We start from the raw sequence: 25,962 nt of genomic DNA on the forward strand, positions 1-25,962 counted from the left end.
CTTAGGGCTCATTGCTTGCCGGAGGCGCTATGACCAGTAAACTCACCGAGAAACAGAAAGCCACTTTGTGGCAGCAGCGCCGTGCGGCGAATTATCAAGCCAGTTGTCGGCTGGCTGGCTACTCAACCAGTGAACCCGTAATTGAAGCAGATCAAGCCGAAGAACGACTCACATCGTTGAGGAGGCAATATGGCGGATAATAGCCTGGCGGTGCGCGATCCTTATCTGTGGCATAACGACAGCGTGTTGAAGAATCGCCTTGATATTCATGATGAAGCGCAACTGCGTAAAGCCGAACTGGCTTTCAGTACTGCACGTATCGCGACCTTAGAACTTGGGCCGCGCAGCATTGGTTTACCGCGCTTGTGCCATATTCATCGCACGTTGTTTCAGGATCTCTACGCGTGGGCCGGTGAACTGCGCACGGTGGATATCTGGCGCGATGAAACGCCGTATTGTCACTGCGAATACATTGAGAAAGAGGGCAACACGCTGATGCAAGCGCTGGAAGCAGAACGCGGATTGGCGGATCTGCCTCAGGATGAGTTTATGGCGCGCATCGCGCACTACTATTGTGAAATCTTCGTGCTGCACCCGTTCCGCGCTGGCAATGGCCGCGCACAGCGTATCTTCTTCGAGCAGCTGGCGCTGCACGCTGGATATTTGCTGACGTGGGAAAATCTGGAGCGCGATGCATGGCGCGCCGCTATCTCAGCGGGTGTTGCTGGCGATTTAGCGCCGCTCACCGCACTGTTTGCGAAAGTGGTGAGTCCGACAAGCTAAAATGCGTAGAATAGCGGCGGTTTTACTGGCCTGAGGGCATTATGCTGCTGCTAATCGATAACTACGACTCTTTCACCTGGAATCTCTACCAATACTTTTGCGAATTGGGCGCGGAAGTGCGCGTGGTGCGTAATGATGCGCTTACGTTGGATGAGATGGAGGCGTTGCCGCTGACGCATCTGGTGATTTCGCCGGGTCCGTGCACGCCGGATCAATCCGGCATTTCCCTCGCGGCGATTCGTCACTTCGCCGGACGTCTGCCGATTCTCGGCGTATGTCTCGGCCATCAGGCCATCGCGCAGGTGTACGGCGCGCAGGTGGTGCGCGCGCGCCAGGTGATGCACGGCAAAACCTCGCTGATTCAGCACACCAATCAAGGTGTGTTTCGTGACCTTAATAATCCGCTCACCGTGACGCGCTATCATTCCTTGATTGTGGCGCGCGATACGCTGCCTGCTGAGTTTGAAATTACCGCATGGAGCCTGCGCGATGGCGAGCCAGATGAGATCATGGGTTTCCGTCATCGTACGTTGCCGCTGGAAGGCGTGCAGTTTCACCCAGAAAGCATTCTCAGTGAGCAAGGGCATCAACTGCTGGCGAATTTCCTGAACGCATAACTTATGTTTGCCTTCGTGTGATTTTTTATGCATATTTTGTGATTATAATTTCACATCAGCTCAACAAATAACCCGATGAGGTCGTCAATGGCAGCGGAAAAAATAGCGGTAACCCGGGAAACGTTCGATAACGTTATTTTGCCTGTTTATGCACCTGCGCAGTTTGTGCCGGTTAAAGGCAAAGGCAGCCGAGTGTGGGATCAGCAGGGCAAAGAGTATATCGATTTCTCTGGCGGGATCGCGGTGACTGCATTGGGCCATTGTCATCCGGCGCTGGTGGAAACGCTGAAAACCCAAGGCGAAACCTTGTGGCATACCAGCAACGTGTTCACCAACGAACCGGCGCTGCGTCTGGCCAGCAAGTTGATTGCGGCCACTTTTGCCGACCGGGTGTTTTTCGGTAACTCTGGCGCAGAAGCCAACGAAGCCGCCTTCAAGCTGGCTCGTTATTACGCCTGCAAAAAGCACAGCCCGTTCAAAAGCAAAATCATCGCTTTCCATAACGCCTTCCACGGCCGCACGCTGTTCACCGTGTCGGTTGGCGGGCAGCCAAAATATTCCGATGGCTTTGGGCCGAAACCGGCGGATATCGTGCATGTGCCGTTCAACGATCTTGATGCGGTTAAAGCCGTGATTGACGATCATACCTGCGCCATCGTGGTCGAGCCGATTCAGGGCGAAGGCGGCGTGATGCCCGCGACGGCGGAATTTATGCAAGGTTTGCGCGCGCTGTGTGATGAACATAATGCGCTGCTGGTGTTGGATGAAGTGCAGAGCGGCATGGGACGTAGCGGCAAGCTGTTTGCCTATGAACATTACGGCATCAAACCCGACATCATCACCACCGCGAAAGCGTTGGGCGGCGGTTTCCCGGTGAGCGCGATGTTGACCACCAACGAAATTGCCTCGGTGATGGCGCCGGGCGTGCATGGCACCACTTACGGCGGCAACCCGCTGGCGTGTGCGATTGCGGAAACCGCACTCGACATTATCAATACGCCGGAAGTGTTGGACGGCGTGGATGCGCGTCGCCAGCAGTTCGTTGAAGCGCTGCAAGCCATCGACAGCAAGTTCGACATCTTCAGCGAGATCCGCGGTAAAGGTCTGCTGATTGGTGCCGCGCTGAAACCGCAGTTCGCCAGTAAAGCGCGTGACATTCTCAACGCTTCAGCGGCAGAAGGGCTGATGATTTTGACTGCGGGCACCGACGTGATTCGTTTTGTGCCGTCGCTGGTGATTGAACCCACTGACATCGCCGAAGGCATGACGCGTTTCGCCACCGCGATTGAGAAAGTGTTAGCCGCTTAATCCGCTTTCGGACGCAACACCTTAAGCCAGCGGCCATGATGCGGTCGCTGGCTCCACGCCAAAGAAGAGATGGTGTGCATCACGTTGAGGTGCTGCAAAATCCGCTTCACATGCTGTTCGACAATCGTCACCGGCCCTTCATTCAGATTCTCCGGCGCTTCCAGAATATTGCTGTCATTGCCTGGCCCATCGTACGCCAGCCGTTGCTGACAGCGTTGCAGCGCGATTTCACAGGATTGCAGATAACGTTCCGCCAACTTGGACGTCAGCATAGTGTGTTCACGCGCCAGAATGGTCATCGCATTGATATGCTCAACGATAAATTGGCTGTGCGTTACCCACATGCGCATATCTTTCAGATATTGCAGATTGAAGCCGGGTTCGCTGGAGGCTTGATTGAGCGAGTTAAACAGCGCGTTGTGCGCTTGATTGACGCGCATGCGTTGATACGCCAACTTCTCCGGCGATTGCTCCGGGCCGAGCAGCAAGCGCAGCGCGTCCTGATAAGCCTCCAACGCATCGTGCGCATTGTTACGTAGCAAGCCGCTTTGCCATTGCGGCCACAGCCAAATCATCCCGGCGAAGGCAATCAGGCATCCCATCAAGGTATCCATCATGCGCGGTAACAAGAACTGCGCGCCATTCAGCGACAGCAATTGCAGCGAATACACCGCAGTGACGGTAAAGCCAATCATCGACCAACCGTAATATTTGCGCGTCACCAAATAGCTCGCCAGCGTAATCACCAGCATAAACAGCAGCGTGAGCGATTCCGGCACTTCCAGCCGTAAAGAAGCTGCGGCGATCAGCAAACCGGCAAAGGTGCCCAGTGCGCGGTGCTGAATGCGCACGCGCGTGGCGCTGTAGCCATTCTGGCTGACGAACATAATGGTCATCAGAATCCAGTAAGGTTTGGGGATGTTGAAGAACAGCGCCAGCGCGCTGCCAAACATCAACATCACGGCGAAACGACCGGCGGTACGTAACGCCGATGATTTGAAGGAAAGATAGCTGCGCAGCGCTGGCAGCAGCGGCAAGCGGCGTTGGCGATCGGCCATTAAGTCACGCGTGTAGAGCGGCTTTTGGGTACGCAGCACGCGAGCGATGCGGCTGAAGTGGTACAGACAGAAGTTGCCGACCGGATTATCCGGATGCTGGCGGGCGATTTTCTCCAGCGCACCCAGCTGCTTCTCCATGTGAAAGCGATCCGGCAACTGGTGATAAAGAATGGCATCGGCGAGCACCCGCAGCCGCGCTGAGATGATTTTGGCGTTCCAGCGAATCACCGCTTCGGCGTGACTCTGCTCAACCAGTTTCTGCACTTCTTCCGGCTGGTGCAGGCTAACTGAGATGTGTTCCTGCAAATCCAGCGCCACCTGGAAGGCGCGCGTCAGACGTTTGTGGCTGTTATCGCGGCTGGCCGACAGCATGTGCATCTGCTGATAACAGACGGTAATCAGATCAACCGCCTTTTGTTGACGTGCCAGCAGCGGCGGCAGCGCTTTTTCCGGATCGGTTAACTGCGTCAGCAAGGTGTATTTGGCATCGCAATAATCCGCCAGCTCGCGATACAGCAAACTGAGCGATTCGCGCATCGGCTGCTCTTTCCACAGCCAAAACCAGAACCAGTTGAACAAGCCGTACCACAATGTGCCGCCAATATAGAGCAGCGGCGGCACCCAAATCGGCATGCGTCCTACCAGGCTTAGCGAAAAGATGGCGGCAATCAAGGTGGCTGGCAGTAAGCGGCCATGCAGCGGGCTGATTTCACCGGTGACGCCAATCAGTAGCGGCAACACCAATAAAATCAGCGGCAACGGCACGTGATAATCGGTGAGGTACGGAATCAGGAAACTGCCGGTGGCGAACAGCGAACCACCCACAATCAAGCGTTTGAAGAAGCGTTTGTGCGGCGTATCTAACCCCGCCATGTTGCAGCAGGCCGGCACTAAAGAGAACAACAGCCCTTTTTGCAGATCGCCAAACAGCCAACCGAGAGCCACAGGCAGGCACAGCACCAGCGTTTGCCGCAGCGCATAGTTAACTTCAGGATGATAGATGATTCGGCGCCACATCAGCTCATCGCAAATAGAAACGGCGCGATGTTGCCATCACGCCGTGGGTGAGAAGGAATTAGCGGGTGCCGTAAACGACGATGGTTTTACCGTGTGCGGAGATCAGATTCTGATCTTCCAGCATTTTCAGGATACGACCCACGGTTTCGCGTGAGCAGCCCACGATCTGACCAATCTCCTGACGGGTGATTTTAATCTGCATTCCGTCTGGGTGAGTCATCGCATCTGGCTGTTTAGCCAGATTAAGCAGCGTTTGCGCGATACGTCCGGTCACATCGAGGAAGGCAAGGTTGCCCACTTTTTCAGATGTCACTTGCAGACGACGCGCCATTTGCGACGACAGTCGCATTAAAATATCCGGGTTTACCTGAATCAGCTGACGGAATTTTTTGTATGAAATTTCAGCCACTTCGCAGGCAGACTTCGCACGTACCCAAGCACTGCGTTCCTGGCCTTCTTCGAAAAGACCGAGTTCGCCGATGAAATCTCCCTGATTAAGGTAGGAGAGAATCATCTCTTTGCCTTCTTCATCTTTAATCAGTACCGCTACGGAACCTTTCACGATGTAGTACAGCGTTTCCGCTTTCTCACCCTGATGGATGAGCGTGCTTTTTGACGGATATTTGTGAATATGGCAATGGGACAGGAACCATTCGAGTGTAGGGTCTGTTTGCGGTTTGCCGAGAACCATTCGCTATTATCCTCTGTTGTAATCGTGCCCAAAAATACAGGGGGCATTTTTCCCTGTCAGGCGGTTTAATCGTCGAGCGTTTCCTAATGAAGGAAAATTTATTCCGGGGTGACTCTTAAGCTACGCTTTTGATTCTTCCCGCCTTCGTCGGTTAGGACGAAAATATTTTCAGCACTGTTTGTAGCACAGCTTTTGCGAGCTGTCTTGTGTTGTCTCGCTTCAGCAGAAGGGGGATTTCTCTGGATTGCCGTTTGTCATGTGAAAGCGTACTCTGACGGCAAAACCGCCGCTTCAGGAGAAAGAATAATGCAGGCACGAGTGAAATGGGTGGAAGGGCTTACCTTTCTCGGAGAATCCTCATCCGGCCATCAGGTATTAATGGACGGTAATTCCGGTGATAAAGCGCCAAGTCCAATGGAGATGGTGTTGATGGCAGCCGGCGGCTGTAGCGCGATTGACGTGGTGTCGATTCTGCAAAAAGGGCGTAGCGATGTCGCCGATTGCGAAGTGAAACTCACCTCTGAACGTCGTGAAGAAGCGCCACGTATTTTTACGCACATTAACCTGCATTTTATTGTCAGCGGCAAAGCGTTGAGCGATAAAGCGGTGGCGCGCGCAGTTGATCTGTCAGCGGAAAAATATTGTTCGGTGGCTATTATGCTGGGCAAAGGCGTTGAAATCACCCACAGCTATGAAGTGATTGAGCTTTAGCTCGATTGTAGCGGCGCGATTTATCGCGTTCAGTTGATGGTAAAAGGTCAACATAACGCAATAAATTGCGCCGCTACATAATCACTGCACTCACTCAATTCGCTTGCCTTCAATCAGGCGCTGCACCAGCGGCAACATAATCAACTCCATCGCCAGGCCCATTTTTCCGCCCGGCACCACCAAAGTGTTGATGTGGGAGATAAACGATCCCTGAATCATCGCCAGCAGATAAGGGAACGCAATCCCTTCCAATCCACGGAAATGAATCACCACAAAGCTTTCGTCGAGCGACGGAATTTCACGCGCGGCAAACGGGTTTGAGGTATCCACCGTTGGCACACGCTGGAAGTTGATGTGAGTACGCGAGAATTGCGGCGTGATGAAGTTGATGTAATCCTCCATCGAACGCACCACTGAATCCATCACCGCTTCCCGCGAATGTCCACGTTCGCTGGTGTCGCGCACCAGCTTTTGAATCCACTCAAGGTTAACAATTGGCACCACGCCAACAAGTAGATCTACATGTTCCGCCACGTTGTGTGGCTGCGTCACCACGCCGCCGTGCAAACCTTCATAAAACAGCACATCGGTGTTTTCCGGCAGCGGTTGCCACGGCGTAAAGGTGCCCGGCACCTGATTCCACGGTACGGCTTCATCGTAGGTGTGCAAATACTTGCGCGATTCGCCCAGTCCAGTTTGGCCGTAATGCTTGAACGTCTGCTCCAGCAAACCAAAGTCATTGGCTTCCGGGCCGAAATAACTGATGTGGCGCCCGAGATCGCGCGCTTTGCGGATCGCCATGTCCATTTCTGGACGCGTATAGCGATGGAAACTGTCGCCTTCCACTTCCGCGGCATGCAGATTTAACTGCTGGAAAATCTTACGGAAGGCAAGGCTGGTGGTGGTGGTTCCGGCACCGCTGGAACCGGTAACCGCAATAATTGGATGCCTGGCTGACATAACAGAGCTCCCTGTGAAGTCCGGCGATGAGCATTGTTACCACGAATTGCCGCGCGGCGCATTAGCCGCGAAATTCACTCTTCGGCATGATATTGATGGATTCGTGCAGCTCCGACCATACCAGCACTACCTCGCCGCGCTCAAGTTGGCGGCGCACATCGGCGACTTTCTGTGACAGGCTGCGTTCCTGTTCGCCGTAATCTGTGCCTTCACGCAGCACGAAGGTTTCAATCAGGTTTTCCAGCGTTTCCGCTTCAAGCTGCTGCCAGGGAATAATCACAATTACACATCCAAATAGGTAGAGAGCCAATCCGGCACGCGTTGTTCCAGCCACATTTGCGGTTTCAGCAACGTGCCGCCAACAAAGCCGACGTGGCCACCTTGCTGGGTCAGTTGATATTGCGTTGAGGCTGACAATTGATGCGGCTGCGGAATCACGGCGTCGGTCATAAAGGGATCGTCCTGCGCATGGATGAGCAGCAACGGTTTACGTACGCCGGTTAAAAACGGCATGGCGCTGGCACGTTGATAATAGTCGTTGGCATCGACGAAACCGTGCGCGCGGGCGGTAACCGCATCATCAAATTCACGTAAACGACGAAACGCACGCAGTTGATCGAGATCGACCGGTAAGGTACCGGGCCAGGCCTGCAACTTGCGCGTGGCGTTCTTTTTCAACTGCGTGAGCAAATAGTATTGATAGAAGCGCGAGAAGCCGACATCCAACTTGCCGCTGCACGGTTCTAACGCCAGCGGGGCAGAGATGACCATCGCCGCATCCAGCAGTGCATCGTTGCCTTGTTGCCCCAACAAACACGCCAGCATATTGCCGCCGAGTGACACGCCGACGGCCGCGGTTGGCACCGTGCCCCATTCGCGTTGCAGCCAACTGAGGAAGTAGGTGGCGTCTTCAGTTTCGCCGGAGTGATAAATGCGATTGAGGCGATTCGGTTCACCGCCGCAGCCGCGAAAGTGCATCATCACCGCCAGCCAGCCACGCGCCTGACATGCTTGCATCAAACCGTGCGCGTAGGGACTGCGGAAGCTGCCTTCCAGGCCATGAAACAGCACCATGCGCGGTTTGTGACGCGCTTGCGCCGGATCTTCACTCCACGCTAAGTCGACAAAATCCCCATCGGGCAGGTCAAGGCGCTGCCAATGCGGACGTAAAGTGACGCGCCGCCGCAGAATGCGCGGCAGCAGCGTTTGCAAGTGCGCGTTACTGAATCCGCGCAGTGGTTTAAAGCGCTCGCCATTTGGGCGATTAAAATAGCTTGGGTAAAGGCTTGTCTGATGCATAAGTCGCTGATAGCTTCGATGGGTTGTTCGCTTTACTGGGTGAGGAGCACCCGAATATACATGGAACTGAGTCTTTTTTTGTCAATGTTAGGCTTTCTTTGGGTCGCGGCCATCACGCCAGGTCCCAATAATATGTTACTTACCGCCTCTGGTGCTAATTTTGGCTTCCTGCGCACCATTCCGCTGCTCATTGGTATCATGATTGGCATGCAAGTCATGTTGCTGATGGTGGCATTTGGCATCGGCGGGTTGATCCTGCTTTATCCTTCACTGCACTTGGTACTGAAGATTGCCGGTAGCCTTTATCTGCTGTGGCTGGCGTGGAAAATCGCCACCGCCGAGTATGAAAAGCTGGAAACCGATGATGTCACGGTCAAGCAAATGCCGTTCTGGCAAGGTGGATTGCTGCAACTGATTAACCCTAAAGCCTGGTTGATGGCGCTGGGTGCGGTTGCCAGCTTCAGTCTGGCGGGTGAACGTTATCTGCATTCGGTGGTGGCGATCAGTATCGGCATGGCGCTGGTCAATGTGGTGTCTGGCGTAATCTGGATGGGCTTCGGCTCGCTGATTGGCCGATTACTGCGTAGCCCACGTGCGTGGAAGATCTTCAATCTGGCGATGGGCTTGCTGACTGCCGCGTGCGTGTTGTTGATTTGGCACTAAGTTAGCTGGAAGCGCGTTCGACGCGCTTCCACGGCAACACTTCATGCACCACCGGTGAGAGTGGCTGACGGATGCGTTGCAGCAACAGTTGTACGCTGCGCGCGCCCATGCGGTTCATCGGTTGTTCAATGGTGGTGAGCGGGGGATTGAGGCTGCTAGTAAAGTTGATGCCATCGAATCCCACCACCGCCAAATCTTCAGGTACGCGCAACCCGGCTTCTAACGCCGCGTGAATCACGCCAACCGCCAACACATCCGAAACCGCAAACACCGCATCTGGCCGTTCTGGCTGCATCAGCAATTCGCGCAACGCTGCGCTGCCCGCTTCGCAGGTGACATTTTCCGCGTACGCCACGCTGCCATAATTCAATTCCAACTGTTCCAGCGCGGCGCGATAACCATCTTCGCGTTGATGGGAATAGAGATAGCGCATATCGCAGTTAACCAGCGCGATGCGACGGCGACCTTTTTCCGCCAGATAACGAATCGTTTCAAACGCCGCTTCTTTATTATCAATTGCCACGCTGGATGCCGCGATAGCCGGATCGTATTCAGCACATTGCACCCAAGGCGCATCGCCAATCAGCTCCTTTAATTCCTGCAAACAGGCGGCAGCATCCATGGTGATCACCCCATCGACCACTTTTCCGGTCAGCAGCGCGATGTAGGCTGCTTCACGCCGCAACTGCGATCCGGAATTGCACAGCAGTATGTGATAACCCTGCGCTTCGGCCTCGGCTTCAATGCCCTGAACCACGCGTGAGCAAAACGGATTGGTAATATCGGGGATCAGCACCAGCAGCATGTGACTTTGTGAAGTGCGCAGCTGGCGCGCCAGTAAGTTGGGTTGATAGTCGCAAATGTCGATCGCTGCCAGCACTTTGGCGCGCGTGTCGGGACGTACGCCGGGATTTTGATTCAAAACCCGTGAAACCGTGGCTTTTGACACGCCAGCCAAATGCGCGACTTTCTCAATCGACATGGATTTAGGACCGCTAATAAGGGGGATAAACAGGTTGTCTATCAATAGCACAGCTGCAATGTGAGCGTATGACATATTTGTCATTTTATGCGTTCTTTGCATTTGCGCATTTTGCATAGGCTTGCCCGATGTTGATCTAAGAACGGATCGTCATTAGGGATAATTTTTAATTCCTTGGTGAAATTACTGCGGCTGGAGAAACTGCCCTCACTAAAACACATTGGGGTGAAAGATGATGGCAATGAAAAAAACAATAACAGCGGTCGCGGCAGCATTCGCCTTGATGGCCTTCCAGGCGCAGGCGGTCAATGTCACCGTGGCGTATCAAACCTCGGCGGAACCCGCCAAAGTTGCGCAGGCTGACAACACCTTTGCTAAAGACAGCGGTGCGACGGTGGATTGGCGCAAGTTCGATAGCGGCGCCAGCGTGCTGCGCGCCTTAGCATCGGGCGATGTGCAGATTGGCAATATCGGCTCCAGCCCGCTGGCGGTAGCCGCCACCCAACAACTGCCGATTGAAGCCTTCCTGCTGGCTTCTCAGTTGGGTAATTCAGAAGCGCTGGTGGTGAAGAAATCCATTACCAATCCCAAAGATCTGATTGGCAAACGCATCGCCGTGCCTTTCATCTCCACCACGCACTACAGCTTCCTCGCCGCTCTCAAGCATTGGGGCATTAAACCTTCGCAGGTCACGTTGGTGAACTTGCAGCCGCCAGCAATTATCGCGGCGTGGAAACGTGGCGATATTGATGGCGCCTACGTTTGGTCACCGGCAGTAAATGAGCTGGAAAAAGAGGGCAACGTGCTGACGGATTCATCGCAAGTGGGTAAATGGGGCGCGCCAACGCTGGATGTGTGGGTGGTGCGTAAAGATTTCGCCCAGCAGCATCCTGAAATCGTGACGGCCTTTGCACGCAGCGCGATTGAAGCGCAGCAAGCGTATATCGCCAATCCAGAACAGTGGCTCAAGCAACCCGACAATTTGAGCAAGCTGGCGCGCTTAAGCGGGGTGCCGGAATCCGATGTGCCGGTGCTGGTGAAAGGCAACACCTACCTAACTGCACAACAGCAAGTTGAGCAGCTCGGCAAGCCGGTGAACAAGGCGATTGTCGATACCGCCAGCTTCCTGAAAGAGCAGGGCAAAGTGCCTTCAGCGGCTGGCGATTACAGCAGCTTTGTCACCACGCGCTTCGTTGCACCCTTAGCCAAATAATCGGAGGCGATATGCTCAACATCACCAATCTCAATGCACGTTACGCCGGACAACCCGCGTTGCAGGATATCAATCTGCAACTGGATCAACGCGACCTGCTGGTGGTGCTGGGTCCCTCCGGCTGCGGCAAAACCACGCTGTTGAATTTGATCGCCGGTTTTCTACCGCTGGAATCCGGCAGCATTACGCTGGATGGCAAAGCGGTAGAAGGGCCGGGCGCTGAGCGCGGCGTGGTGTTTCAAAATGAAGGATTGCTGCCGTGGCGTAACGTGATTGATAACGTGGCGTTCGGCCTGCAACTGGCGGGAATGGCGAAGGCGGAGCGCCATGCCATTGCCCGTCGCTTAATTCGTAAAGTGGGGCTTGAAGGTGCAGAGCAGCGTTTTATCTGGCAGCTCTCTGGGGGTCAACGTCAGCGTGTGGGGATTGCGCGTGCGCTGGCGGCTGATCCTCAGTTGCTGCTGTTAGATGAGCCGTTCGGCGCGCTGGATGCCTTTACTCGCGAACAGATGCAAACCTTGTTGCTGACGCTGTGGCGCGATACCGGCAAGCAGATCCTGCTGATCACTCACGATATAGAAGAAGCGGTATTTCTTGCCAGCGAACTGGTGCTGTTGTCGCCGGGACCGGGTCGCGTGGTGGAACGTTTGAAGCTCGATTTCGGCCAGCGTTTCGCCGCCGGGGAAGCGTGCCGCAGCATCAAGTCCGATCCGGCGTTTATCGAACGCCGTGAATATGTGCTGAATCAGGTATTTTCACAGCGGGAGGCATTTGTATGAGCGCGTTAATTGATGAGAAACGCCAAACGCGCCGCCGCAGCTTACGCTGGCCATTCTCGTTACAGTTTTCGCTCAGTTTGTTGAGCGTCGGCATTCTGCTGCTGCTGTGGTGGGGCGTAACGGCGCTGGGTTTGATTGCGCCACTGTTTTTGCCGCCGCCGCAGTTGGTATTGCAAAAGCTGCTGCTGATCGCCAGCCCGCAAGGCTTTATGGACGCGACGTTGTGGCAGCATTTAGGGGCTAGCCTGGCGCGTATGCTGGTGGCGCTGTTCTTTGCCGCGCTGATTGGCATTCCGGTGGGCATCGCGATGGGTTTAAGCCCGGCGATTCGCGGCTTGCTTGATCCGCTAATTGAACTCTATCGCCCGGTGCCGCCGCTGGCCTATTTGCCGCTGATGGTGATCTGGTTTGGCATCGGTGAAACCTCGAAGATTTTACTGATTTATCTGGCGATTTTCGCGCCAGTGACCTTATCGACGCTGGCGGGCGTGAAGAATGCCCAGCAAGTGCGGATTCGTGCTGCGCAAGCGCTGGGTGCATCGCGTTGGCAGTTGCTGCGCTATGTGATTCTGCCGGGCGCCTTGCCGGAAATTCTTACTGGCTTGCGTATCGGCCTCGGTGTGGGTTGGTCCACGCTGGTTGCCGCTGAATTGATCGCTGCCACGCGCGGTCTTGGCTTTATGGTGCAGTCGGCCGGCGAGTTTCTCGCCACCGATGTGGTGCTGGCCGGGATTGCGGTAATCGCCCTGATTGCTTTTGGTTTAGAACTGGGTCTGCGCGCCTTGCAGCGCCGCCTGACGCCCTGGAATGGAGAACAACAATGAACGAACGCATTAATTTTACCGCGCTGGGCCCGAATATCGGTGCGCAGGTCAGCGATGTTGATCTTAGCCGTCCGCTGAGCGATGCGCAGTTTGAACAGCTTTATCATGGCTTGCTGCGCCATCAAGTGTTGTTCTTGCGCAATCAGGTCATTACGCCGGAACAGCAGCGCGCGCTGGCGATTCGCTTTGGCGATTTGCACATCCATCCGGTATATCCGCATGCGGAAGGCGTGGAAGAGATCATTGTGCTGGATACCCATCAGGATAATCCGCCCGATAACGACAACTGGCACACCGATGTCACCTTTATCGAGACACCGCCAGCGATTGCCATTTTAGCGTCGAAACTGTTGCCGGAAAGCGGCGGCGATACGTTGTGGTCAAGCGGTATTGCGGCGTATGAAGCGCTGTCGGAGCCGTTCAAGCATCTGCTCAACGGGTTGCAAGCGGAGCACGATTTTAAGAAGTCGTTCCAGGAATACAAATACCGTAAAACTGAAGAAGAGCATCAACGCTGGCAGCAAGCGGTAGCTAAAAATCCGCCGGTGCAACATCCGGTGATTCGTACTCATCCGGTCAGCGGGCGTAAAGCGTTGTTTGTTAATGAAGGATTTACCACGCGTTTGCTGGGATTGAGCGAAAAAGAGAGTGATGCCTTGTTAGGCTTCCTGTTTGCTCACGCGGCTAAACCTGAGTTTCAGGTGCGCTGGCGCTGGCAGGAGAATGATGTGGCGATTTGGGATAACCGCGTGACGCAGCATTACGCTAATGCGGATTATTATCCTGCACGGCGGGTGATGCATCGTGCGACGGTACTTGGAGATAAGCCTGTTTGATAAAATCCGGTCGGCATGAATGCCGACCCTACGAAAAACGTGTAGGGTCAGCATTTATGCTGACCAAAAACTATTTAATTAACTCGCCAGCATCTGCTCCAACTGCTCTTGCGCATCCAGCCACGCCATTTCGACTTCTTCCAGTGCGGCTTTACTTTCCGCCTGACGCTGCAAGGCGAGATTCAAATCGGCTTTGCGGCTCTGATCGTAAATTGCGCTGTCGGCCAATTGAGCTTCAGCTTCACTGAGCTGGCTCTGCCACTTCGCCATCTGTTTCTCAAGTTTTTCGATCTCTTTGCGCAGCGGCTGAGTTTGCGCACGCAGTTCAGCGTCGCGGCGCTTCTGGTCTTTACGCGACTGCGCGCTGTTGGCGTTATCTTGCTTCGGCGCGGCATCTTGTTGTGCTTGCTGTTTTTGCAGATCGCTCAACCATTGCTGGTAATCTTCCAGATCGCCTTCAAACACATCGACTTTGCCATCGTGCACCAGATACAAATCATCCGTAGTGGCGCGCAGCAAATGACGATCGTGCGACACCACCACCAACGCGCCTTCGAAATCGATTAACGCTTCGGTCAACGCCTGGCGCATATCCAAATCAAGGTGGTTGGTCGGTTCATCGAGCAGCAATAAGTTCGGGCGCTGCCAAACGATTAACGCCAGCACCAGACGCGCTTTCTCACCGCCGGAGAAACGCTCGGTGATTTCGCTGACTTTATCGCCCTGGAAGCCGAAGCCACCGAGATAGTCACGCAACTGCTGCTCAAGCACTTTCGGTGCAATGCGCGACAAATGCTGCAACGGCGATTCATCGGCGCGCAAATATTCCAGTTGATGCTGCGCGAAGTAACCCAGCTTGATGCCTTTTGCTAAGCCGACTTTGCCATCCAGCGCTTCCAGTTCACCAGCTAACAGTTTGATCAGCGTGGATTTACCCGCGCCGTTGCGACCCAGTAAACCAATGCGTGAACCCGGCACCAGATTGAGTTTGATGGCGTCAAGAATGATGCGCTCGCCATAGCCCGCGGTGACTTTTTCCATTTTCAGCAATGGATTCGGCAAGCTTTCTGGCGCGCGGAAGCTGAAACTAAATGGGTTATCAACGTGGGCTGGTGCAATCAATTCCATACGTTCCAGCATTTTGATGCGGCTCTGTGCCTGCTTGGCTTTGGTCGCCTGCGCGCGGAAGCGGTCAATATACTTTTGCAGGTGGGCGACTTTTTCCTGCTGGCTCTGGAACAGCGCTTGCTGTTGTGCCAGCTTGGCGCCGCGCTGACGCTCAAACGAGCTGTAGTTGCCGGTGTATTCGAACAGGGTTTGTTGTTCGATGTGGATGATCTTATCCACCACCGGATCGAGGAAATCGCGGTCATGCGAGATCAGCACCAGCGTGCCTTCGTAGCTTTTCAGCCAGCGTTCCAGCCAAATCACCGCATCCAAATCAAGGTGGTTGGTCGGTTCATCCAGCAGCAGCAGATCGGAACGGCATACCAGCGCTTGTGCTAGGTTGAGGCGCATGCGCCAGCCGCCGGAGAAATCGCTTACCGGCCGCATTAATTGTTCCTGGCTAAAGCCCAAACCGTGCAGCAAACTTGAGGCGCGAGCCGGTATGCTCCACGCCTGAATCGCATCCAATCTGCCGTGCAGCAAGGCAATGGCGTTGCCATCGTTGCGCGCATTGGCATCGGCTAATTCAGACTCAAGCTGACGATATTCGCGGTCGCCGTCGATAACATAGTCCAGCGCCGGTTTGCTGAGTGCCGGGGTTTCCTGATTAACCCACGCCAGCGCCCAGTTGCTGGGGAAAGTCGCATTGCCTGCGTCGCTGCTGATTTCACCTTTCAGTAACGACAACAGCGTTGATTTGCCGCAGCCGTTTTTGCCCACTAAACCAACTTTTTGGCCGGGGTTAATGGTGGCTGTTGCGTTGTCCAGCAGCACGTTGGTGCCGCGGCGAATTTGTAATGCTGAAAAGACAATCATAAGCGCCGTATCGTCAGAATATGTTAATTTACCGGCAACATAATTCGAGAATATTTGTTGCGTCGAGCATGGTAGCGGAATTCCTGTGCCGTGACGACGCTTTGGAGGGGATTGATGTCGCAGCCGCCTAAAGTATTGCTGCTTTACGCCCATCCGGAATCACAGGATTCGATTGCTAATCGGGTTTTGCTGCAGTCGGCTATGGAACTGGACCACGTCACGGTGCACGATTTATACGCCCACTATCCGGATTTTTTTATTGATATTCACTATGAGCAGCAGTTGCTGCGCGAGCACCAAATCATCGTATTTCAACACCCGCTTTACACCTACAGCTGCCCGGCATTGTTGAAAGAGTGGCTGGATCGCGTGTTGTCGCGCGGATTTGCCAGCGGCCCAGATGGCAATGCGCTGGAAGGCAAATATTGGCGCAGTGTGGTGACTACCGGTGAACCGGAAACGGCTTATCACCACAGCGGCCTGAATCGCTATCCGATGAGTGACATTATGCGTCCATTCGAGCTGACGGCGCAGATGTGTCGCATGCACTGGATGACGCCGATGGTGATTCACTGGGCGCGGCGACAAACGCCGGAAGTGATGCGTAATTTTGCGCGTGCGTACGGCGACTGGCTGGCTTCACCGCTGCCGCAAGGAGGTGTGTGATGGAAGGCGAAACGTTACTGACGGCCGGGGTGATTTATCTGGTCGCGGCGGTGCTGATAGTGCCGATTGCGGCGCGACTCGGCATTGGCGCGGTGTTGGGCTATCTGCTGGCGGGGATTGCCATCGGTCCATGGGGTTTAGGTTTCATCAGCGATGTAGAGGAGATTTTGCACTTCTCTGAACTCGGCGTGGTGTTCCTGATGTTCATCATTGGCCTGGAACTGAATCCAGCAAAGTTGTGGGCGCTGCGGCGTTCAATTTTCGGCGTCGGCGCCGCGCAAGTCTTGGTTTCGGCGGCGATACTCGGCGGCCTGCTGTGGCTCACCGACTTTAGCTGGCAGGCGGCGGTGATTGGCGGCATCGGTTTGGCGATGTCATCCACCGCGATGGCGTTACAGTTGATGCGTGATAAAGGCATGAATCGCAGCGAATCGGGCCAGCTCGGTTTCTCGGTCTTGCTGTTCCAGGATTTGGCGGTGATTCCGGCGTTGGCGCTCGTGCCGTTGCTGGCGGGCGGCGACAGCGGCCACGTTGACTGGCTGAAAGTGGGCATGAAAGTGCTGGCCTTCGCCGGCATGTTGATTGGTGGTCGCTACCTGTTACGCCCGATTCTGCGCTTTATCGCCGCATCTGGCGTGCGCGAAGTGTTTACTGCCGCCTCATTATTGTTAGTGCTGGGATCGGCGCTGTTTATGGACGCGCTGGGCCTGTCGATGGCGCTGGGTACGTTCATCGCGGGTATCCTGTTGGCGGAAAGTGAATATCGCCATGAGCTGGAAGTGGCGATTGAACCGTTCAAAGGCTTGCTGCTGGGATTGTTCTTTATTTCGGTGGGCATGGCGCTGAACCTCGGCGTACTTTATACCCACATCGTTGAAATCCTGGTTGGTGTGGTGATTCTGGTCGCGGTGAAAACGTTGGTGCTGTATGCGCTGGGGCGCATTTACGGCCTGCGCAGTTCAGAGCGCCAGCAGTTCGCGGGTGTGTTGAGTCAGGGCGGAGAATTTGCCTTCGTGCTGTTCTCGGCAGCCTCATCGGCGAAAATGTTCAGTGGCGATCAAATGCCACTGCTGCTGGTTACCGTGACGCTTTCTATGATGACCACGCCGCTATTAATGAACGCGATCGATCGTTTACTGGCGCGCCGCTTTAATGAACCCGACGAGAATGCCGAGAAACATTTTGTTGAGGACGATCAGCCACAGGTGATTGTGGTCGGTTTCGGTCGTTTTGGTCAGGTGGTTGGCCGTTTGTTGATGGCCAATAACAAGCGTATTACCGTACTGGAGCGTGACATCTCCGCCGTCAGCCTGATGCGTAAATATGGCTACAAGGTTTATTATGGTGATGCCACTGAGCTGGAGCTGCTGCGTGCCGCGGGCGCAGAGAATGCGCAATCCATCGTGATTACCTGTAATGATCCGGAAGATTCGATGACCATCGTGCAGCTGTGCCAGCAACATTTCCCGCAGCTGGAAATTCTGGCGCGCGCGCGTGGCCGTGTTGAAGCCCACGAACTGTTGCAGGCTGGCGTGACGTTGTTCTCACGTGAAACCTTCTCCAGTGCGTTGGAGTTGGGGCGCAAGACGCTGATCTCACTCGGCATGCATCCGCATCAGGCGCAACGCGCGCAGCAACATTTCCGTCGTCTGGATATGCGCATGCTGCGTGAACTGGTGCCAAGCCACGATGACAGCGCCCAGGTTTCACGTGTGCGTGAAGCGCGTCGTGAGCTGGAGGATATCTTCCAGCGCGAAATGCAGCACGAAAAACGCCAGTTTGACGGCTGGGATGATGAGTAGGGCTACACTTAAAAGATCTGTTCATGAATGACAGGAATCAGTATGCGTAAACGCTTTATTGCCGGCGCGGTTTGTCCAAAGTGCCAAGAGAAAGACACCCTGGCGTTGTGGCGCGAAAACAACGTTGAAGTGGTGGAATGTGTTCAATGCGGTCACCAGATGCGTGAAGCCGATAAGCAAGTGCGCGATCAGGTTCGCACTAATGAGCAAGTGATCGGTATTTTTCATCCTGAGTAGCGCAATGGCGCAGCTTTTTTTAAGCTTGAACTTACAGCGGGATTGAATTCCGCTACAATCGGCGCCATTAACGCTGAGCAGTATGCCGCAACATTATTGGCATCCTCAGTTTTGAACCTTTCTGGTTGGTTTATTGCACGCAAAATTGACCAATGGGGCGGGATCTTAGTTCTCAACGGTTAGGAGATATCATGAAAGTAGCAAAAGACCTGGTGGTGAGCCTGGCGTATCAGGTTCGTACCGAAGACGGTGTATTGGTTGACGAGTCACCGGTGAGTGCACCGTTGGACTATCTGCACGGTCATGGTTCCCTGATTTCTGGTCTGGAAAAAGCGCTGGAAAATCATGATGTAGGCGATAAGTTTGACGTGCATATCCCGGCGAATGACGCTTACGGTCAATACGATGACAACCTCGTGCAGCGCGTACCTAAAGACGTGTTTATGGGCGTTGACGAACTGCAAGTTGGCATGCGCTTCCTGGCAGAAACCGATCAGGGTCCAGTTCCGGTTGAAATCACCGAAGTTGAAGACGAGCACGTAGTGGTTGATGGTAACCACATGCTGGCCGGTCAGAACCTGAACTTCAACGTGGAAGTTGTTGCGATTCGCGCAGCGACCGAAGAAGAGCTGGCGCATGGTCACGTGCACGGTGCTGATGGTCATCATCATGATCATGACCACGACCATGGTCACGATCACGGCCAGGGCGGTTGTGGCACTGGCGGTTGCGGCTGCAGCCACTAATCCGCGTCACGCTCTGCGAGGCCACCTTCGGGTGGCCTTTCTTTTATTAGTAATGTGGAGGCGGGGTTTCTTCTGATTGCGATGCAATCATTGAAGGCGCGCTCTCTTTGACTTTATCGATCAACAAACGCACTTGCTCGCGCAGTTTGATCATTTCCATCTCGTGCTGAACCACCGTTTGATTGAGCTGATCGATGGTGTATTCCTGAAAAGCCAATTTGCTCTCAAGCGCCTCAAGGCGTTGTTCCCATTCTGCTTGCTGCATGATCTTTCTCTCTCTTTCGGCATTGCACGTTAAACTGATTTGGGCGTGATTCTACGGTCTTTGGTTTCAGAATCACCTGATATTTTACCTTTCCGCGGCATGCTGCATTGAAAACAGACATAACGCCTATATCTCTGATGAAACTTCCTGAAGCAAAAAAGGTCGGAGGTTGACCGGGTAATTACATTGTGGGAGTGTTCGCCGCTGCCACGTAAAGTTATAGTGTGGGCCTCAGTCCGCAATGATTCCCGAGGTGAGAGGCTTCGGTTTTGGAGAAAGGATGAAATCACTGTTTAAAGTCACATTGTTAGCTACCACCATGGCTGTCGCGCTGAATGCACCGCTGGCAATGGCAGCAGAAACCGCCGCTGCACCAGCTGATGCTGCTCAAGCTGCGCCACAGGCTCCGAAAAATGCTGCCTTCAAAAATGAAGATCAGCAATCAGCCTATGCGCTAGGCGCGTCTCTGGGTCGCTACATGGACAACTCTCTGAAGGAACAAGAGAAACTGGGCATCAAACTGGACAAAGATCAGCTGATTGCTGGTGTTCAGGACGCGTTTGGCGGCAAGAGCAAACTCTCTGATCAAGAGATCGAGCAAACTCTGCAAGCCTTTGAAGGCCGCGTGAAAGGCGCAGCTCAGGCGAAGATGGAAAAAGACGCGAAAGAGAACTCTGATAAGGGTGCAGCTTACGCGGACAAATTCGCTAAAGAAAAAGGCGTGAAGAAAACTGAATCTGGCCTGCTGTATCAGGTAGAGAAAGAAGGTTCTGGCGACGTGCCAAAAGACAGCGATACCGTAGTGGTGAACTACAAAGGTACGCTGATTGACGGTACTGAGTTCGATAACTCGTATACCCGTGGCGAGCCGCTGTCGTTCCGTCTGGATGGTGTGATTCCCGGCTGGACCGAAGGTCTGAAGCACGTGAAGAAAGGCGGTAAGATCAAGTTGGTGATTCCACCGAACCTGGCTTACGGTAAAAATGGCGTTCCGGGCATTCCGGCTAACTCCACTCTGGTATTCGATGTTGAACTGCTCGACATCAAACCAGCACCAAAAGCAGATGAGAAGGCGCAGGCACCTGCTGCTGCCGATCAGAAAGCACAGTAATTCGCAATTGCTGAATGACGCCGCCTGCGGGCGGCGTTTTTATTTGTGAGAAGAGAGTAAAGGTCTGGCTAAAGACCATGACATTTGCCAGACTAGCGCCTGCACAATTATCACATCATGAGTCTGCCCCAATGCTGTCGAGACAGGCTCCAGCCATTTAGGGTAATGTCTCCGATGTCTAATCCATTCAATCCCGGTGAACTGACTGACTTCGATTTACTGGAGCAACGTCCGTTCGAGCAAGCTGATTTCGATATCCTCAAATCTTACGAAGCCGTCGTTGATGGGCTGGCAATGCTGATTGGCTCGCACTGCGAAATCGTGTTGCACTCGTTAGAAGATTTGAAATGTTCCGCCGTACGCATCGCCAATGGTGAACATACCGGACGTAAAGTGGGTTCGCCGATTACCGATTTGGCGCTGCGCATGCTGCACGATATGCATGGCGCGGACAGTAATGTCTCCCGCGCTTATTTCACGCGCGCGAAAAGCGGCGTGCTAATGAAATCCGTCACCATCGCGATTCGCAATCGCCAGCAGCGCGTGATTGGCTTGTTGTGCATCAACATGAACCTCGATGTGCCGTTCTCGCAAATTATGTCGACCTTTATGCCGCCGGAAATGCAGCAGGTTGATTCCAACGTAAACTTCGCCAGCTCGGTTGAAGATTTGGTGATGCAGACGCTGGAATTCGCCATTGAAGAAGTCAGCGCCGACCGCAACGTCTCTAACAATGCCAAGAATCGTCAGATCGTGCTCAATATGTATGAGAAGGGCATCTTCGATATTAAAGACGCCATCAACCAGGTTGCTGACCGCCTTAACATCTCGAAGCACACGGTTTACCTCTATATTCGCCAGTTCAAAAGCGGCGATTTTCAGGGGCAAGATCGCTAATGCGCTACACCTTGCTGGTCACCGGACCGGCTTACGGCACACAACACGCCAGCAGCGCGCTGCTGTTTGCGCGCGCGTTGCTGCAAGCCGGGCATCAGTTGGAAAGCGTGTTTTTCTACCGTGAAGGTGTGTTGAACGCTAACCAATTAAGTGCGCCAGCCAGCGATGAAGTGGATATGGTGCGCGAGTGGCAACATCTGCGTGACGAATGTGGCGCCGCACTGAATATCTGCGTTGCCGCTGCGTTACGTCGTGGCGTAACGGATGTGCAGGAAGCGGCACGTTTGCAATTAGCGGGCAGTAATTTGCAACCTGGTTTTGAACTCAGCGGTTTGGGCGCATTGGCAGAAGCCGCACTCAGTTGCGATCGTTTGGTGCAATTCTGATGAATCGCGTGGCGTTTCTATTTACTCAGTCGCCACATGGCAGCAGCGCCGGCAGGGAAGGGCTGGATGCGGTGCTGGCGGCTGGTGCGTTGAGCGAAGAGATTGGACTGTTTTTTATCGGTGACGGCGTATTGCAACTGAATCGCGACCAGCAACCAGACCAGATTTTGGCGCGCAACTATATTGCGACTTTTGGTGTGCTGGAACTGTATGACATCGACCAATGTTTTATCTGCGCTGACTCTCTGCGCGTGCGCGGACAAAACCTGACGGCTGAACGTGTGTTGAAGGCTGAAGTGCTGGATGCTGCTGCATTACGCGAAAAGCTGGCAACGTATCATCGTGTTATTCGATTCTGAGAACTGATTATGCTCTACACGCTGCTTCAATCGCCATGGCAATGCGACCTCGATAGTCTGCTGCTGCTGTTACAGGAAGGTGATGATCTGCTTTTATTACAAGATGGTGTAACGGCTGCTTTAGCCGGCAGCCAGATGCTGGATAAGCTGAGCACATCGCCTGCTACGCTGTGGGTATTAGCTGAGGATGTGGCGGCGCGCGGCCTCATTGAGCAAATTTCGACCAAAGTAGCACGTTTAGACTATACTGGTTTCGTTGCATTGACAGCGAAGCACCAACAACAAGTGGCCTGGTAAGAGCGAAAACCTGGTTATTTCTTGACACCCTTTTGACACAGCCCTAAAATTCTGCCTCCTCGTAGTAATACGAGGCGATTTATTACGTGTTTACGAAGCAAAAAGCTAAATCCCAGGAGCTATTTAATGGCAACAGTTAACCAGCTGGTTCGCAAACCACGCGTACGCAAAGTTGCAAAGAGCAACGTGCCTGCGCTGGAAGCTTGCCCGCAGAAACGTGGCGTATGTACTCGTGTGTACACCACTACCCCTAAAAAACCAAACTCAGCACTGCGTAAAGTTTGCCGTGTGCGTTTGACTAACGGTTTTGAAGTTACCTCCTATATCGGCGGTGAAGGTCATAACCTGCAGGAGCACTCAGTGATCCTGATCCGTGGCGGTCGTGTTAAAGACTTGCCAGGTGTGCGTTACCACACCGTTCGTGGCGCGCTGGACTGCTCAGGTGTTAAAGACCGTAAGCAGTCACGCTCCAAGTACGGCGTGAAGAAGCCAAAGGCTTAATGGTTCTCCGTTAAGTAAGGCCAAACGTTTTAACTTAAATGTCAAACTAAACTCGTAGAGTTTTGGACAATCCTGAATTAACAACGGAGTATTTCCATGCCACGTCGTCGCGTCATTGGTCAGCGTAAAATTCTGCCGGATCCTAAGTTCGGATCAGAGCTGCTGGCTAAATTTGTAAATATCTTGATGGTAGATGGTAAAAAATCTACTGCTGAATCAATCGTCTATACCGCACTTGATACCCTGGCTCAACGTGCTGGTAAAGATGGCCTGGAAGCGTTCGAGGTTGCTCTCGAAAACGTGCGTCCGACTGTCGAAGTTAAGTCACGTCGCGTTGGTGGTTCTACCTACCAGGTTCCAGTTGAAGTCCGTCCGGTTCGTCGTAATGCCTTGGCAATGCGTTGGATCGTAGAAGCTGCTCGTAAACGCGGTGATAAATCTATGGCTCTCCGCCTGGCGAACGAACTTTCTGACGCTGCAGAAAACAAAGGTACTGCAGTTAAGAAACGTGAAGACGTTCACCGTATGGCTGAAGCCAACAAGGCGTTCGCACACTACCGCTGGTAACAGCAAAGTAGTTGTTATTAACCCAGCGGGCGTCCCAGTTACTCACCTGCTGGGCTTTTTTAACTTAGAACGTCTCAGAATCAGAGGAATCAAATGGCTCGTAAAACACCCATTGAGCGCTACCGTAACATCGGTATCAGTGCGCACATCGACGCCGGTAAGACTACTACTACCGAACGTGTTCTGTTCTACACCGGTGTAAACCACAAAATCGGTGAAGTGCATGACGGCGCAGCAACCATGGACTGGATGGAGCAGGAGCAGGAACGTGGTATTACCATTACCTCTGCTGCGACCACCTGCTACTGGTCTGGTATGGCTAAGCAGTTTGAACCACACCACGTAAACATCATCGACACCCCGGGACACGTTGACTTCACCATCGAAGTTGAGCGTTCTATGCGTGTTCTTGATGGCGCAGTAATGGTTTACTGTGCGGTTGGTGGTGTTCAGCCACAGTCTGAAACCGTATGGCGCCAGGCTAACAAATATAAAGTTCCACGCATTGCGTTCGTTAACAAAATGGACCGCATGGGTGCAAACTTCCTGAAAGTTGTTGGTCAGATGAAGGATCGCTTGGGTGCAAACCCAGTTCCACTTCAGCTGGCTATCGGCGCAGAAGAAGGCTTCACCGGTGTTGTTGACCTGGTGAAAATGAAAGCAATCAACTGGAACGAAGCCGATCAGGGCGTCACCTTCGTTTACGAAGATATTCCAGCGGATATGCAGGAACTGGCTGAAGAATGGCGTGCGAAGCTGGTTGAAGCTGCAGCTGAAGGCTCTGATGAGCTGATGGATAAATTCTTCGGCGGTGAAGAGCTGACTGAAGAAGAGATCAAAACTTCTCTGCGTAAGCGCGTTCTGAACAACGAAATCATCCTGGTTACCTGTGGTTCTGCATTTAAGAACAAAGGTGTTCAGGCGATGCTGGATGCGGTAGTTGAATACCTGCCAGCACCGACTGACGTTACCGCGATTAACGGTATGCTGGACGACGGTAAAGACACGCCGGCTGAGCGTCACTCAGACGACAAAGAGCCGTTTGCTGCTCTGGCGTTCAAAATCGCTACCGACCCGTTTGTAGGTAACTTGACCTTCTTCCGCGTTTACTCTGGTGTGGTTAACACCGGTGACACCGTGTACAACCCGGTTAAGTCAAACCGTGAGCGTCTGGGCCGTATTGTTCAGATGCACGCTAACAAACGTGAAGAGATCAAAGAAGTTCGTGCGGGCGACATCGCAGCTGCGATCGGCCTGAAAGATGTGACCACTGGTGACACCCTGTGTGACCCAGATAACGTCATCATTCTTGAGCGCATGGAATTCCCAGAGCCAGTAATCTCAATCGCCGTTGAACCAAAAACCAAAGCTGACCAGGAAAAAATGGGTCTGGCTCTGGGTCGTCTGGCTAAAGAAGATCCATCATTCCGCGTATGGACTGATGAAGAATCTAACCAGACTATCATCGCCGGTATGGGTGAGCTGCACCTCGATATCATCGTTGACCGTATGAAGCGTGAATTCAACGTGGAAGCAAACGTGGGTAAACCACAGGTTGCTTACCGTGAAGCGATCCGCTCTAAAGTTACCGATATCGAAGGTAAACACGCCAAGCAGTCTGGTGGTCGTGGTCAGTACGGTCATGTTGTTATCGACATGTACCCACTGGAGCCAGGTGTGAACCCGAAAGGCTACGAATTTGTCAACGATATCAAGGGCGGTGTGATTCCAACTGAATACATCCCTGCGGTTGATAAAGGTCTCCAGGAGCAGCTGAAATCAGGTCCACTGGCTGGTTATCCGGTAGTAGATCTGGGTGTTCGTCTGCACTTCGGTTCATACCATGATGTCGACTCCTCTGAGCTGGCGTTTAAACTGGCTGCTTCTTTGGCCTTTAAAGATGGCTTTAAGAAAGCACAACCTGTGCTGCTTGAGCCAATCATGAAGGTTGAAGTAGAGACTCCGGAAGAGAACACCGGTGACGTTATCGGTGACCTTAGCCGTCGTCGTGGTATGCTCAAAGGACAGGAATCTAACGCTACTGGCGTTCAGATCCATGCTGAAGTTCCGCTGTCTGAAATGTTCGGATACGCAACTCAGCTGCGTTCTCTGACCAAAGGCCGTGCTTCTTACTCCATGGAGTTCCTGAAGTACGATGATGCGCCGAACAACGTCGCTCAGGCCGTTATTGAAGCTCGTAGCAAATAAGCTACGGTTTAAAAATTGTGAACTGATGCCTTCATGACTCATGAAGGCACAACGTAAGGAATTATCGCCATGGCGAAAGAGCAATTTCAGCGTAACAAACTGCACGTAAACGTCGGCACCATCGGTCACGTTGACCATGGTAAAACCACTCTGACTGCAGCGATCACTACCGTTCTGGCTAAAACCTACGGTGGTA

The 25,962-nt window shown here is 53.5% G+C and carries 31 protein-coding genes; 23 read left to right on the plus strand and 8 right to left on the minus strand.

All coding sequences use genetic code 11. The features are described from left to right. Positions 1–29 precede the first annotated feature (29 nt). The 4 genes from ACPUC7_RS22705 to argD all read left to right on the plus strand — a co-directional run bounded on the left by ACPUC7_RS22705 (position 30) and on the right by argD (position 2,708). Positions 30–200, plus strand: coding sequence for a YhfG family protein (locus tag ACPUC7_RS22705; protein WP_494924661.1), 171 nt, complete (start codon positions 30–32; stop codon positions 198–200). Beyond that, entirely contained in the window at positions 190–783 is a 594-nt protein-coding gene (locus tag ACPUC7_RS22710) for a putative adenosine monophosphate-protein transferase Fic (protein ID WP_494924662.1), read from the plus strand. The genes ACPUC7_RS22705 and ACPUC7_RS22710 overlap by 11 nt, the downstream gene beginning before the upstream one ends. A 41-nt stretch (positions 784–824) precedes the next feature. Beyond that, on the plus strand, positions 825–1,400 hold the full coding sequence (locus ACPUC7_RS22715) for an aminodeoxychorismate synthase component II (RefSeq protein WP_494924663.1): 576 nt from the start codon (positions 825–827) through the stop codon (positions 1,398–1,400). Positions 1,401–1,487: 87 nt separating this feature from the next. Then, positions 1,488–2,708: a bifunctional acetylornithine/succinyldiaminopimelate transaminase gene (gene argD, locus ACPUC7_RS22720; RefSeq protein ID WP_494924664.1), complete on the plus strand. Its 1,221-nt coding sequence runs from the start codon at positions 1,488–1,490 to the stop codon at positions 2,706–2,708. On the opposite strand, the gene ACPUC7_RS22725 is transcribed toward argD, so the two are convergent. Together ACPUC7_RS22725 and crp are read right to left on the minus strand one after the other, a co-directional pair. After that, on the minus strand, positions 2,705–4,783 hold the full coding sequence (locus tag ACPUC7_RS22725; RefSeq protein ID WP_494924665.1) for a YccS/YhfK family putative transporter: 2,079 nt from the start codon (positions 4,781–4,783) through the stop codon (positions 2,705–2,707). The two genes, argD and ACPUC7_RS22725, sit on opposite strands and share 4 nt — an antisense overlap. Positions 4,784–4,841: 58 nt before the next feature. Next, on the minus strand, positions 4,842–5,474 hold the full coding sequence (crp, locus tag ACPUC7_RS22730) for a cAMP-activated global transcriptional regulator CRP (RefSeq protein ID WP_003852956.1): 633 nt from the start codon (positions 5,472–5,474) through the stop codon (positions 4,842–4,844). Between the two features lie 306 nt (positions 5,475–5,780). Here crp and ACPUC7_RS22735 point away from each other — a divergent pair, with 306 nt between their 5' ends. After that, positions 5,781–6,185, plus strand: a complete 405-nt coding sequence (locus ACPUC7_RS22735) for an OsmC family protein (protein ID WP_049851954.1) — start codon at positions 5,781–5,783, stop codon at positions 6,183–6,185. 90 nt (positions 6,186–6,275) lie between these two features. Here the strand turns inward: ACPUC7_RS22735 and ACPUC7_RS22740 are convergent, their stop codons facing one another. From ACPUC7_RS22740 to ACPUC7_RS22750, 3 genes are all read right to left on the minus strand, one after another. Beyond that, positions 6,276–7,145 (minus strand): phosphoribulokinase, encoded by an 870-nt coding sequence (locus tag ACPUC7_RS22740; protein ID WP_343553831.1) that lies wholly within the window; start codon positions 7,143–7,145, stop codon positions 6,276–6,278. Between the two features lie 61 nt (positions 7,146–7,206). Next, a complete protein-coding gene (locus ACPUC7_RS22745; protein WP_494924666.1) occupies positions 7,207–7,425 on the minus strand; it encodes a YheU family protein in 219 nt (72 codons plus the stop codon). Positions 7,426–7,427: 2 nt separating this feature from the next. After that, complete coding sequence (locus ACPUC7_RS22750; RefSeq protein ID WP_343553829.1) at positions 7,428–8,444, minus strand: hydrolase; 1,017 nt, start codon at positions 8,442–8,444, stop codon at positions 7,428–7,430. A gap of 60 nt (positions 8,445–8,504) precedes the next feature. Between ACPUC7_RS22750 and ACPUC7_RS22755 the strand changes: the two genes are divergently transcribed. Continuing rightward, positions 8,505–9,107: a LysE family translocator gene (locus tag ACPUC7_RS22755; RefSeq protein WP_343553828.1), complete on the plus strand. Its 603-nt coding sequence runs from the start codon at positions 8,505–8,507 to the stop codon at positions 9,105–9,107. A gap of 1 nt (position 9,108) precedes the next feature. Here ACPUC7_RS22755 and ACPUC7_RS22760 read toward each other — a convergent pair whose 3' ends face one another. Beyond that, positions 9,109–10,089, minus strand: a complete 981-nt coding sequence (locus ACPUC7_RS22760; RefSeq protein ID WP_343553827.1) for a LacI family DNA-binding transcriptional regulator — start codon at positions 10,087–10,089, stop codon at positions 9,109–9,111. A 232-nt stretch (positions 10,090–10,321) separates the two neighbouring features. Between ACPUC7_RS22760 and tauA the strand changes: the two genes are divergently transcribed. From tauA to tauD, 4 genes are read left to right on the plus strand one after another with little or no spacing between them, the layout of a single operon-like run. Further along, positions 10,322–11,302: a taurine ABC transporter substrate-binding protein gene (gene tauA, locus ACPUC7_RS22765; protein ID WP_494924667.1), complete on the plus strand. Its 981-nt coding sequence runs from the start codon at positions 10,322–10,324 to the stop codon at positions 11,300–11,302. Positions 11,303–11,313: 11 nt separating this feature from the next. Further along, positions 11,314–12,081 carry a taurine ABC transporter ATP-binding subunit gene (gene tauB, locus ACPUC7_RS22770; protein ID WP_343553825.1) on the plus strand — a complete coding sequence of 256 codons (768 nt, stop codon included), beginning with the start codon at positions 11,314–11,316 and terminating at the stop codon, positions 12,079–12,081. Next, positions 12,078–12,905, plus strand: a complete 828-nt coding sequence (gene tauC, locus ACPUC7_RS22775) for a taurine ABC transporter permease TauC (protein WP_494924668.1) — start codon at positions 12,078–12,080, stop codon at positions 12,903–12,905. Before tauB ends, tauC begins: the two co-directional genes overlap by 4 nt. Next, positions 12,902–13,741 carry a taurine dioxygenase gene (tauD, locus tag ACPUC7_RS22780; RefSeq protein ID WP_494924669.1) on the plus strand — a complete coding sequence of 280 codons (840 nt, stop codon included), beginning with the start codon at positions 12,902–12,904 and terminating at the stop codon, positions 13,739–13,741. The genes tauC and tauD overlap by 4 nt, the downstream gene beginning before the upstream one ends. 78 nt (positions 13,742–13,819) lie before the next feature. Here the strand turns inward: tauD and ACPUC7_RS22785 are convergent, their stop codons facing one another. Next, the gene (locus tag ACPUC7_RS22785) at positions 13,820–15,724 is read right to left on the minus strand and encodes an ABC transporter ATP-binding protein (protein WP_343553822.1); all 1,905 of its coding nucleotides are present in this window, start codon (positions 15,722–15,724) and stop codon (positions 13,820–13,822) included. Positions 15,725–15,838: 114 nt separating this feature from the next. On the opposite strand from ACPUC7_RS22785, the gene kefG reads away from it, so the two are divergent. The 4 genes from kefG (at position 15,839) to slyD (ending at position 19,175) form a co-directional block, all read left to right on the plus strand. Next, the gene (gene kefG, locus ACPUC7_RS22790; protein WP_343553821.1) at positions 15,839–16,390 is read left to right on the plus strand and encodes a glutathione-regulated potassium-efflux system ancillary protein KefG; all 552 of its coding nucleotides are present in this window, start codon (positions 15,839–15,841) and stop codon (positions 16,388–16,390) included. Next, positions 16,390–18,192, plus strand: a complete 1,803-nt coding sequence (kefB, locus tag ACPUC7_RS22795) for a glutathione-regulated potassium-efflux system protein KefB (RefSeq protein ID WP_494924670.1) — start codon at positions 16,390–16,392, stop codon at positions 18,190–18,192. Before kefG ends, kefB begins: the two co-directional genes overlap by 1 nt. Positions 18,193–18,228: 36 nt before the next feature. Continuing rightward, positions 18,229–18,429 carry a YheV family putative zinc ribbon protein gene (locus tag ACPUC7_RS22800; RefSeq protein WP_343553852.1) on the plus strand — a complete coding sequence of 67 codons (201 nt, stop codon included), beginning with the start codon at positions 18,229–18,231 and terminating at the stop codon, positions 18,427–18,429. A 191-nt stretch (positions 18,430–18,620) separates the two neighbouring features. Then, a complete protein-coding gene (gene slyD, locus ACPUC7_RS22805) occupies positions 18,621–19,175 on the plus strand; it encodes a peptidylprolyl isomerase (RefSeq protein WP_049851962.1) in 555 nt (184 codons plus the stop codon). 46 nt (positions 19,176–19,221) lie between these two features. Here slyD and ACPUC7_RS22810 read toward each other — a convergent pair whose 3' ends face one another. Further along, entirely contained in the window at positions 19,222–19,440 is a 219-nt protein-coding gene (locus ACPUC7_RS22810; RefSeq protein WP_343553819.1) for a protein SlyX, read from the minus strand. Positions 19,441–19,720: 280 nt separating this feature from the next. On the opposite strand from ACPUC7_RS22810, the gene fkpA reads away from it, so the two are divergent. The 9 genes from fkpA to ACPUC7_RS22855 all read left to right on the plus strand — a co-directional run. Beyond that, positions 19,721–20,551 carry an FKBP-type peptidyl-prolyl cis-trans isomerase gene (gene fkpA, locus ACPUC7_RS22815; protein WP_343553818.1) on the plus strand — a complete coding sequence of 277 codons (831 nt, stop codon included), beginning with the start codon at positions 19,721–19,723 and terminating at the stop codon, positions 20,549–20,551. 174 nt (positions 20,552–20,725) lie between these two features. Beyond that, a complete protein-coding gene (locus tag ACPUC7_RS22820; RefSeq protein WP_097095823.1) occupies positions 20,726–21,448 on the plus strand; it encodes a helix-turn-helix transcriptional regulator in 723 nt (240 codons plus the stop codon). Beyond that, the gene (gene tusD / locus ACPUC7_RS22825) at positions 21,448–21,834 is read left to right on the plus strand and encodes a sulfurtransferase complex subunit TusD (RefSeq protein WP_494924671.1); all 387 of its coding nucleotides are present in this window, start codon (positions 21,448–21,450) and stop codon (positions 21,832–21,834) included. The genes ACPUC7_RS22820 and tusD overlap by 1 nt, the downstream gene beginning before the upstream one ends. After that, on the plus strand, positions 21,834–22,193 hold the full coding sequence (gene tusC, locus ACPUC7_RS22830) for a sulfurtransferase complex subunit TusC (RefSeq protein ID WP_494924672.1): 360 nt from the start codon (positions 21,834–21,836) through the stop codon (positions 22,191–22,193). Before tusD ends, tusC begins: the two co-directional genes overlap by 1 nt. A gap of 9 nt (positions 22,194–22,202) precedes the next feature. Then, positions 22,203–22,490 (plus strand): sulfurtransferase complex subunit TusB, encoded by a 288-nt coding sequence (tusB, locus tag ACPUC7_RS22835; RefSeq protein WP_494924673.1) that lies wholly within the window; start codon positions 22,203–22,205, stop codon positions 22,488–22,490. Positions 22,491–22,616: 126 nt separating this feature from the next. After that, positions 22,617–22,991 carry a 30S ribosomal protein S12 gene (gene rpsL, locus ACPUC7_RS22840; protein ID WP_006120575.1) on the plus strand — a complete coding sequence of 125 codons (375 nt, stop codon included), beginning with the start codon at positions 22,617–22,619 and terminating at the stop codon, positions 22,989–22,991. Positions 22,992–23,087: 96 nt separating this feature from the next. Further along, entirely contained in the window at positions 23,088–23,558 is a 471-nt protein-coding gene (gene rpsG / locus ACPUC7_RS22845) for a 30S ribosomal protein S7 (RefSeq protein WP_007886246.1), read from the plus strand. 93 nt (positions 23,559–23,651) lie between these two features. After that, positions 23,652–25,766: an elongation factor G gene (gene fusA, locus ACPUC7_RS22850; RefSeq protein ID WP_343553814.1), complete on the plus strand. Its 2,115-nt coding sequence runs from the start codon at positions 23,652–23,654 to the stop codon at positions 25,764–25,766. Positions 25,767–25,835: 69 nt separating this feature from the next. After that, positions 25,836–25,962 (plus strand): GTP-binding protein (locus tag ACPUC7_RS22855; protein WP_008102187.1); only part of this gene is annotated, 127 nt, incomplete at its 3' end.

The sequence above is a fragment of the Pantoea sp. CFCC18179 genome, from assembly GCF_059412405.1.

Bases quoted from the DNA above. Each gene is read 5' to 3' on its own strand.
- ACPUC7_RS22740 (WP_343553831.1), bottom strand. From the start codon at position 7,145: ATGTCAGCCAGGCATCCAATTATTGCGGTTACCGGTTCCAGCGGTGCC.
- kefG (WP_343553821.1), top strand. From the start codon at position 15,839: ATGTCGCAGCCGCCTAAAGTATTGCTGCTTTACGCCCATCCGGAATCA.
- slyD (WP_049851962.1), top strand. From the start codon at position 18,621: ATGAAAGTAGCAAAAGACCTGGTGGTGAGCCTGGCGTATCAGGTTCGT.
- tauB (WP_343553825.1), top strand. From the start codon at position 11,314: ATGCTCAACATCACCAATCTCAATGCACGTTACGCCGGACAACCCGCG.
- crp (WP_003852956.1), bottom strand. From the start codon at position 5,474: ATGGTTCTCGGCAAACCGCAAACAGACCCTACACTCGAATGGTTCCTG.
- rpsL (WP_006120575.1), top strand. From the start codon at position 22,617: ATGGCAACAGTTAACCAGCTGGTTCGCAAACCACGCGTACGCAAAGTT.
- tauD (WP_494924669.1), top strand. From the start codon at position 12,902: ATGAACGAACGCATTAATTTTACCGCGCTGGGCCCGAATATCGGTGCG.
- tauC (WP_494924668.1), top strand. From the start codon at position 12,078: ATGAGCGCGTTAATTGATGAGAAACGCCAAACGCGCCGCCGCAGCTTA.
- ACPUC7_RS22810 (WP_343553819.1), bottom strand. From the start codon at position 19,440: ATGCAGCAAGCAGAATGGGAACAACGCCTTGAGGCGCTTGAGAGCAAA.
- ACPUC7_RS22710 (WP_494924662.1), top strand. From the start codon at position 190: ATGGCGGATAATAGCCTGGCGGTGCGCGATCCTTATCTGTGGCATAAC.
- ACPUC7_RS22820 (WP_097095823.1), top strand. From the start codon at position 20,726: ATGTCTAATCCATTCAATCCCGGTGAACTGACTGACTTCGATTTACTG.
- fusA (WP_343553814.1), top strand. From the start codon at position 23,652: ATGGCTCGTAAAACACCCATTGAGCGCTACCGTAACATCGGTATCAGT.
- ACPUC7_RS22760 (WP_343553827.1), bottom strand. From the start codon at position 10,089: ATGTCGATTGAGAAAGTCGCGCATTTGGCTGGCGTGTCAAAAGCCACG.
- ACPUC7_RS22750 (WP_343553829.1), bottom strand. From the start codon at position 8,444: ATGCATCAGACAAGCCTTTACCCAAGCTATTTTAATCGCCCAAATGGC.
- ACPUC7_RS22785 (WP_343553822.1), bottom strand. From the start codon at position 15,724: ATGATTGTCTTTTCAGCATTACAAATTCGCCGCGGCACCAACGTGCTG.
- ACPUC7_RS22755 (WP_343553828.1), top strand. From the start codon at position 8,505: ATGGAACTGAGTCTTTTTTTGTCAATGTTAGGCTTTCTTTGGGTCGCG.
- ACPUC7_RS22715 (WP_494924663.1), top strand. From the start codon at position 825: ATGCTGCTGCTAATCGATAACTACGACTCTTTCACCTGGAATCTCTAC.
- kefB (WP_494924670.1), top strand. From the start codon at position 16,390: ATGGAAGGCGAAACGTTACTGACGGCCGGGGTGATTTATCTGGTCGCG.
- argD (WP_494924664.1), top strand. From the start codon at position 1,488: ATGGCAGCGGAAAAAATAGCGGTAACCCGGGAAACGTTCGATAACGTT.
- fkpA (WP_343553818.1), top strand. From the start codon at position 19,721: ATGAAATCACTGTTTAAAGTCACATTGTTAGCTACCACCATGGCTGTC.
- rpsG (WP_007886246.1), top strand. From the start codon at position 23,088: ATGCCACGTCGTCGCGTCATTGGTCAGCGTAAAATTCTGCCGGATCCT.
- tusD (WP_494924671.1), top strand. From the start codon at position 21,448: ATGCGCTACACCTTGCTGGTCACCGGACCGGCTTACGGCACACAACAC.
- tauA (WP_494924667.1), top strand. From the start codon at position 10,322: ATGATGGCAATGAAAAAAACAATAACAGCGGTCGCGGCAGCATTCGCC.
- ACPUC7_RS22705 (WP_494924661.1), top strand. From the start codon at position 30: ATGACCAGTAAACTCACCGAGAAACAGAAAGCCACTTTGTGGCAGCAG.
- tusC (WP_494924672.1), top strand. From the start codon at position 21,834: ATGAATCGCGTGGCGTTTCTATTTACTCAGTCGCCACATGGCAGCAGC.
- tusB (WP_494924673.1), top strand. From the start codon at position 22,203: ATGCTCTACACGCTGCTTCAATCGCCATGGCAATGCGACCTCGATAGT.
- ACPUC7_RS22725 (WP_494924665.1), bottom strand. From the start codon at position 4,783: ATGTGGCGCCGAATCATCTATCATCCTGAAGTTAACTATGCGCTGCGG.
- ACPUC7_RS22735 (WP_049851954.1), top strand. From the start codon at position 5,781: ATGCAGGCACGAGTGAAATGGGTGGAAGGGCTTACCTTTCTCGGAGAA.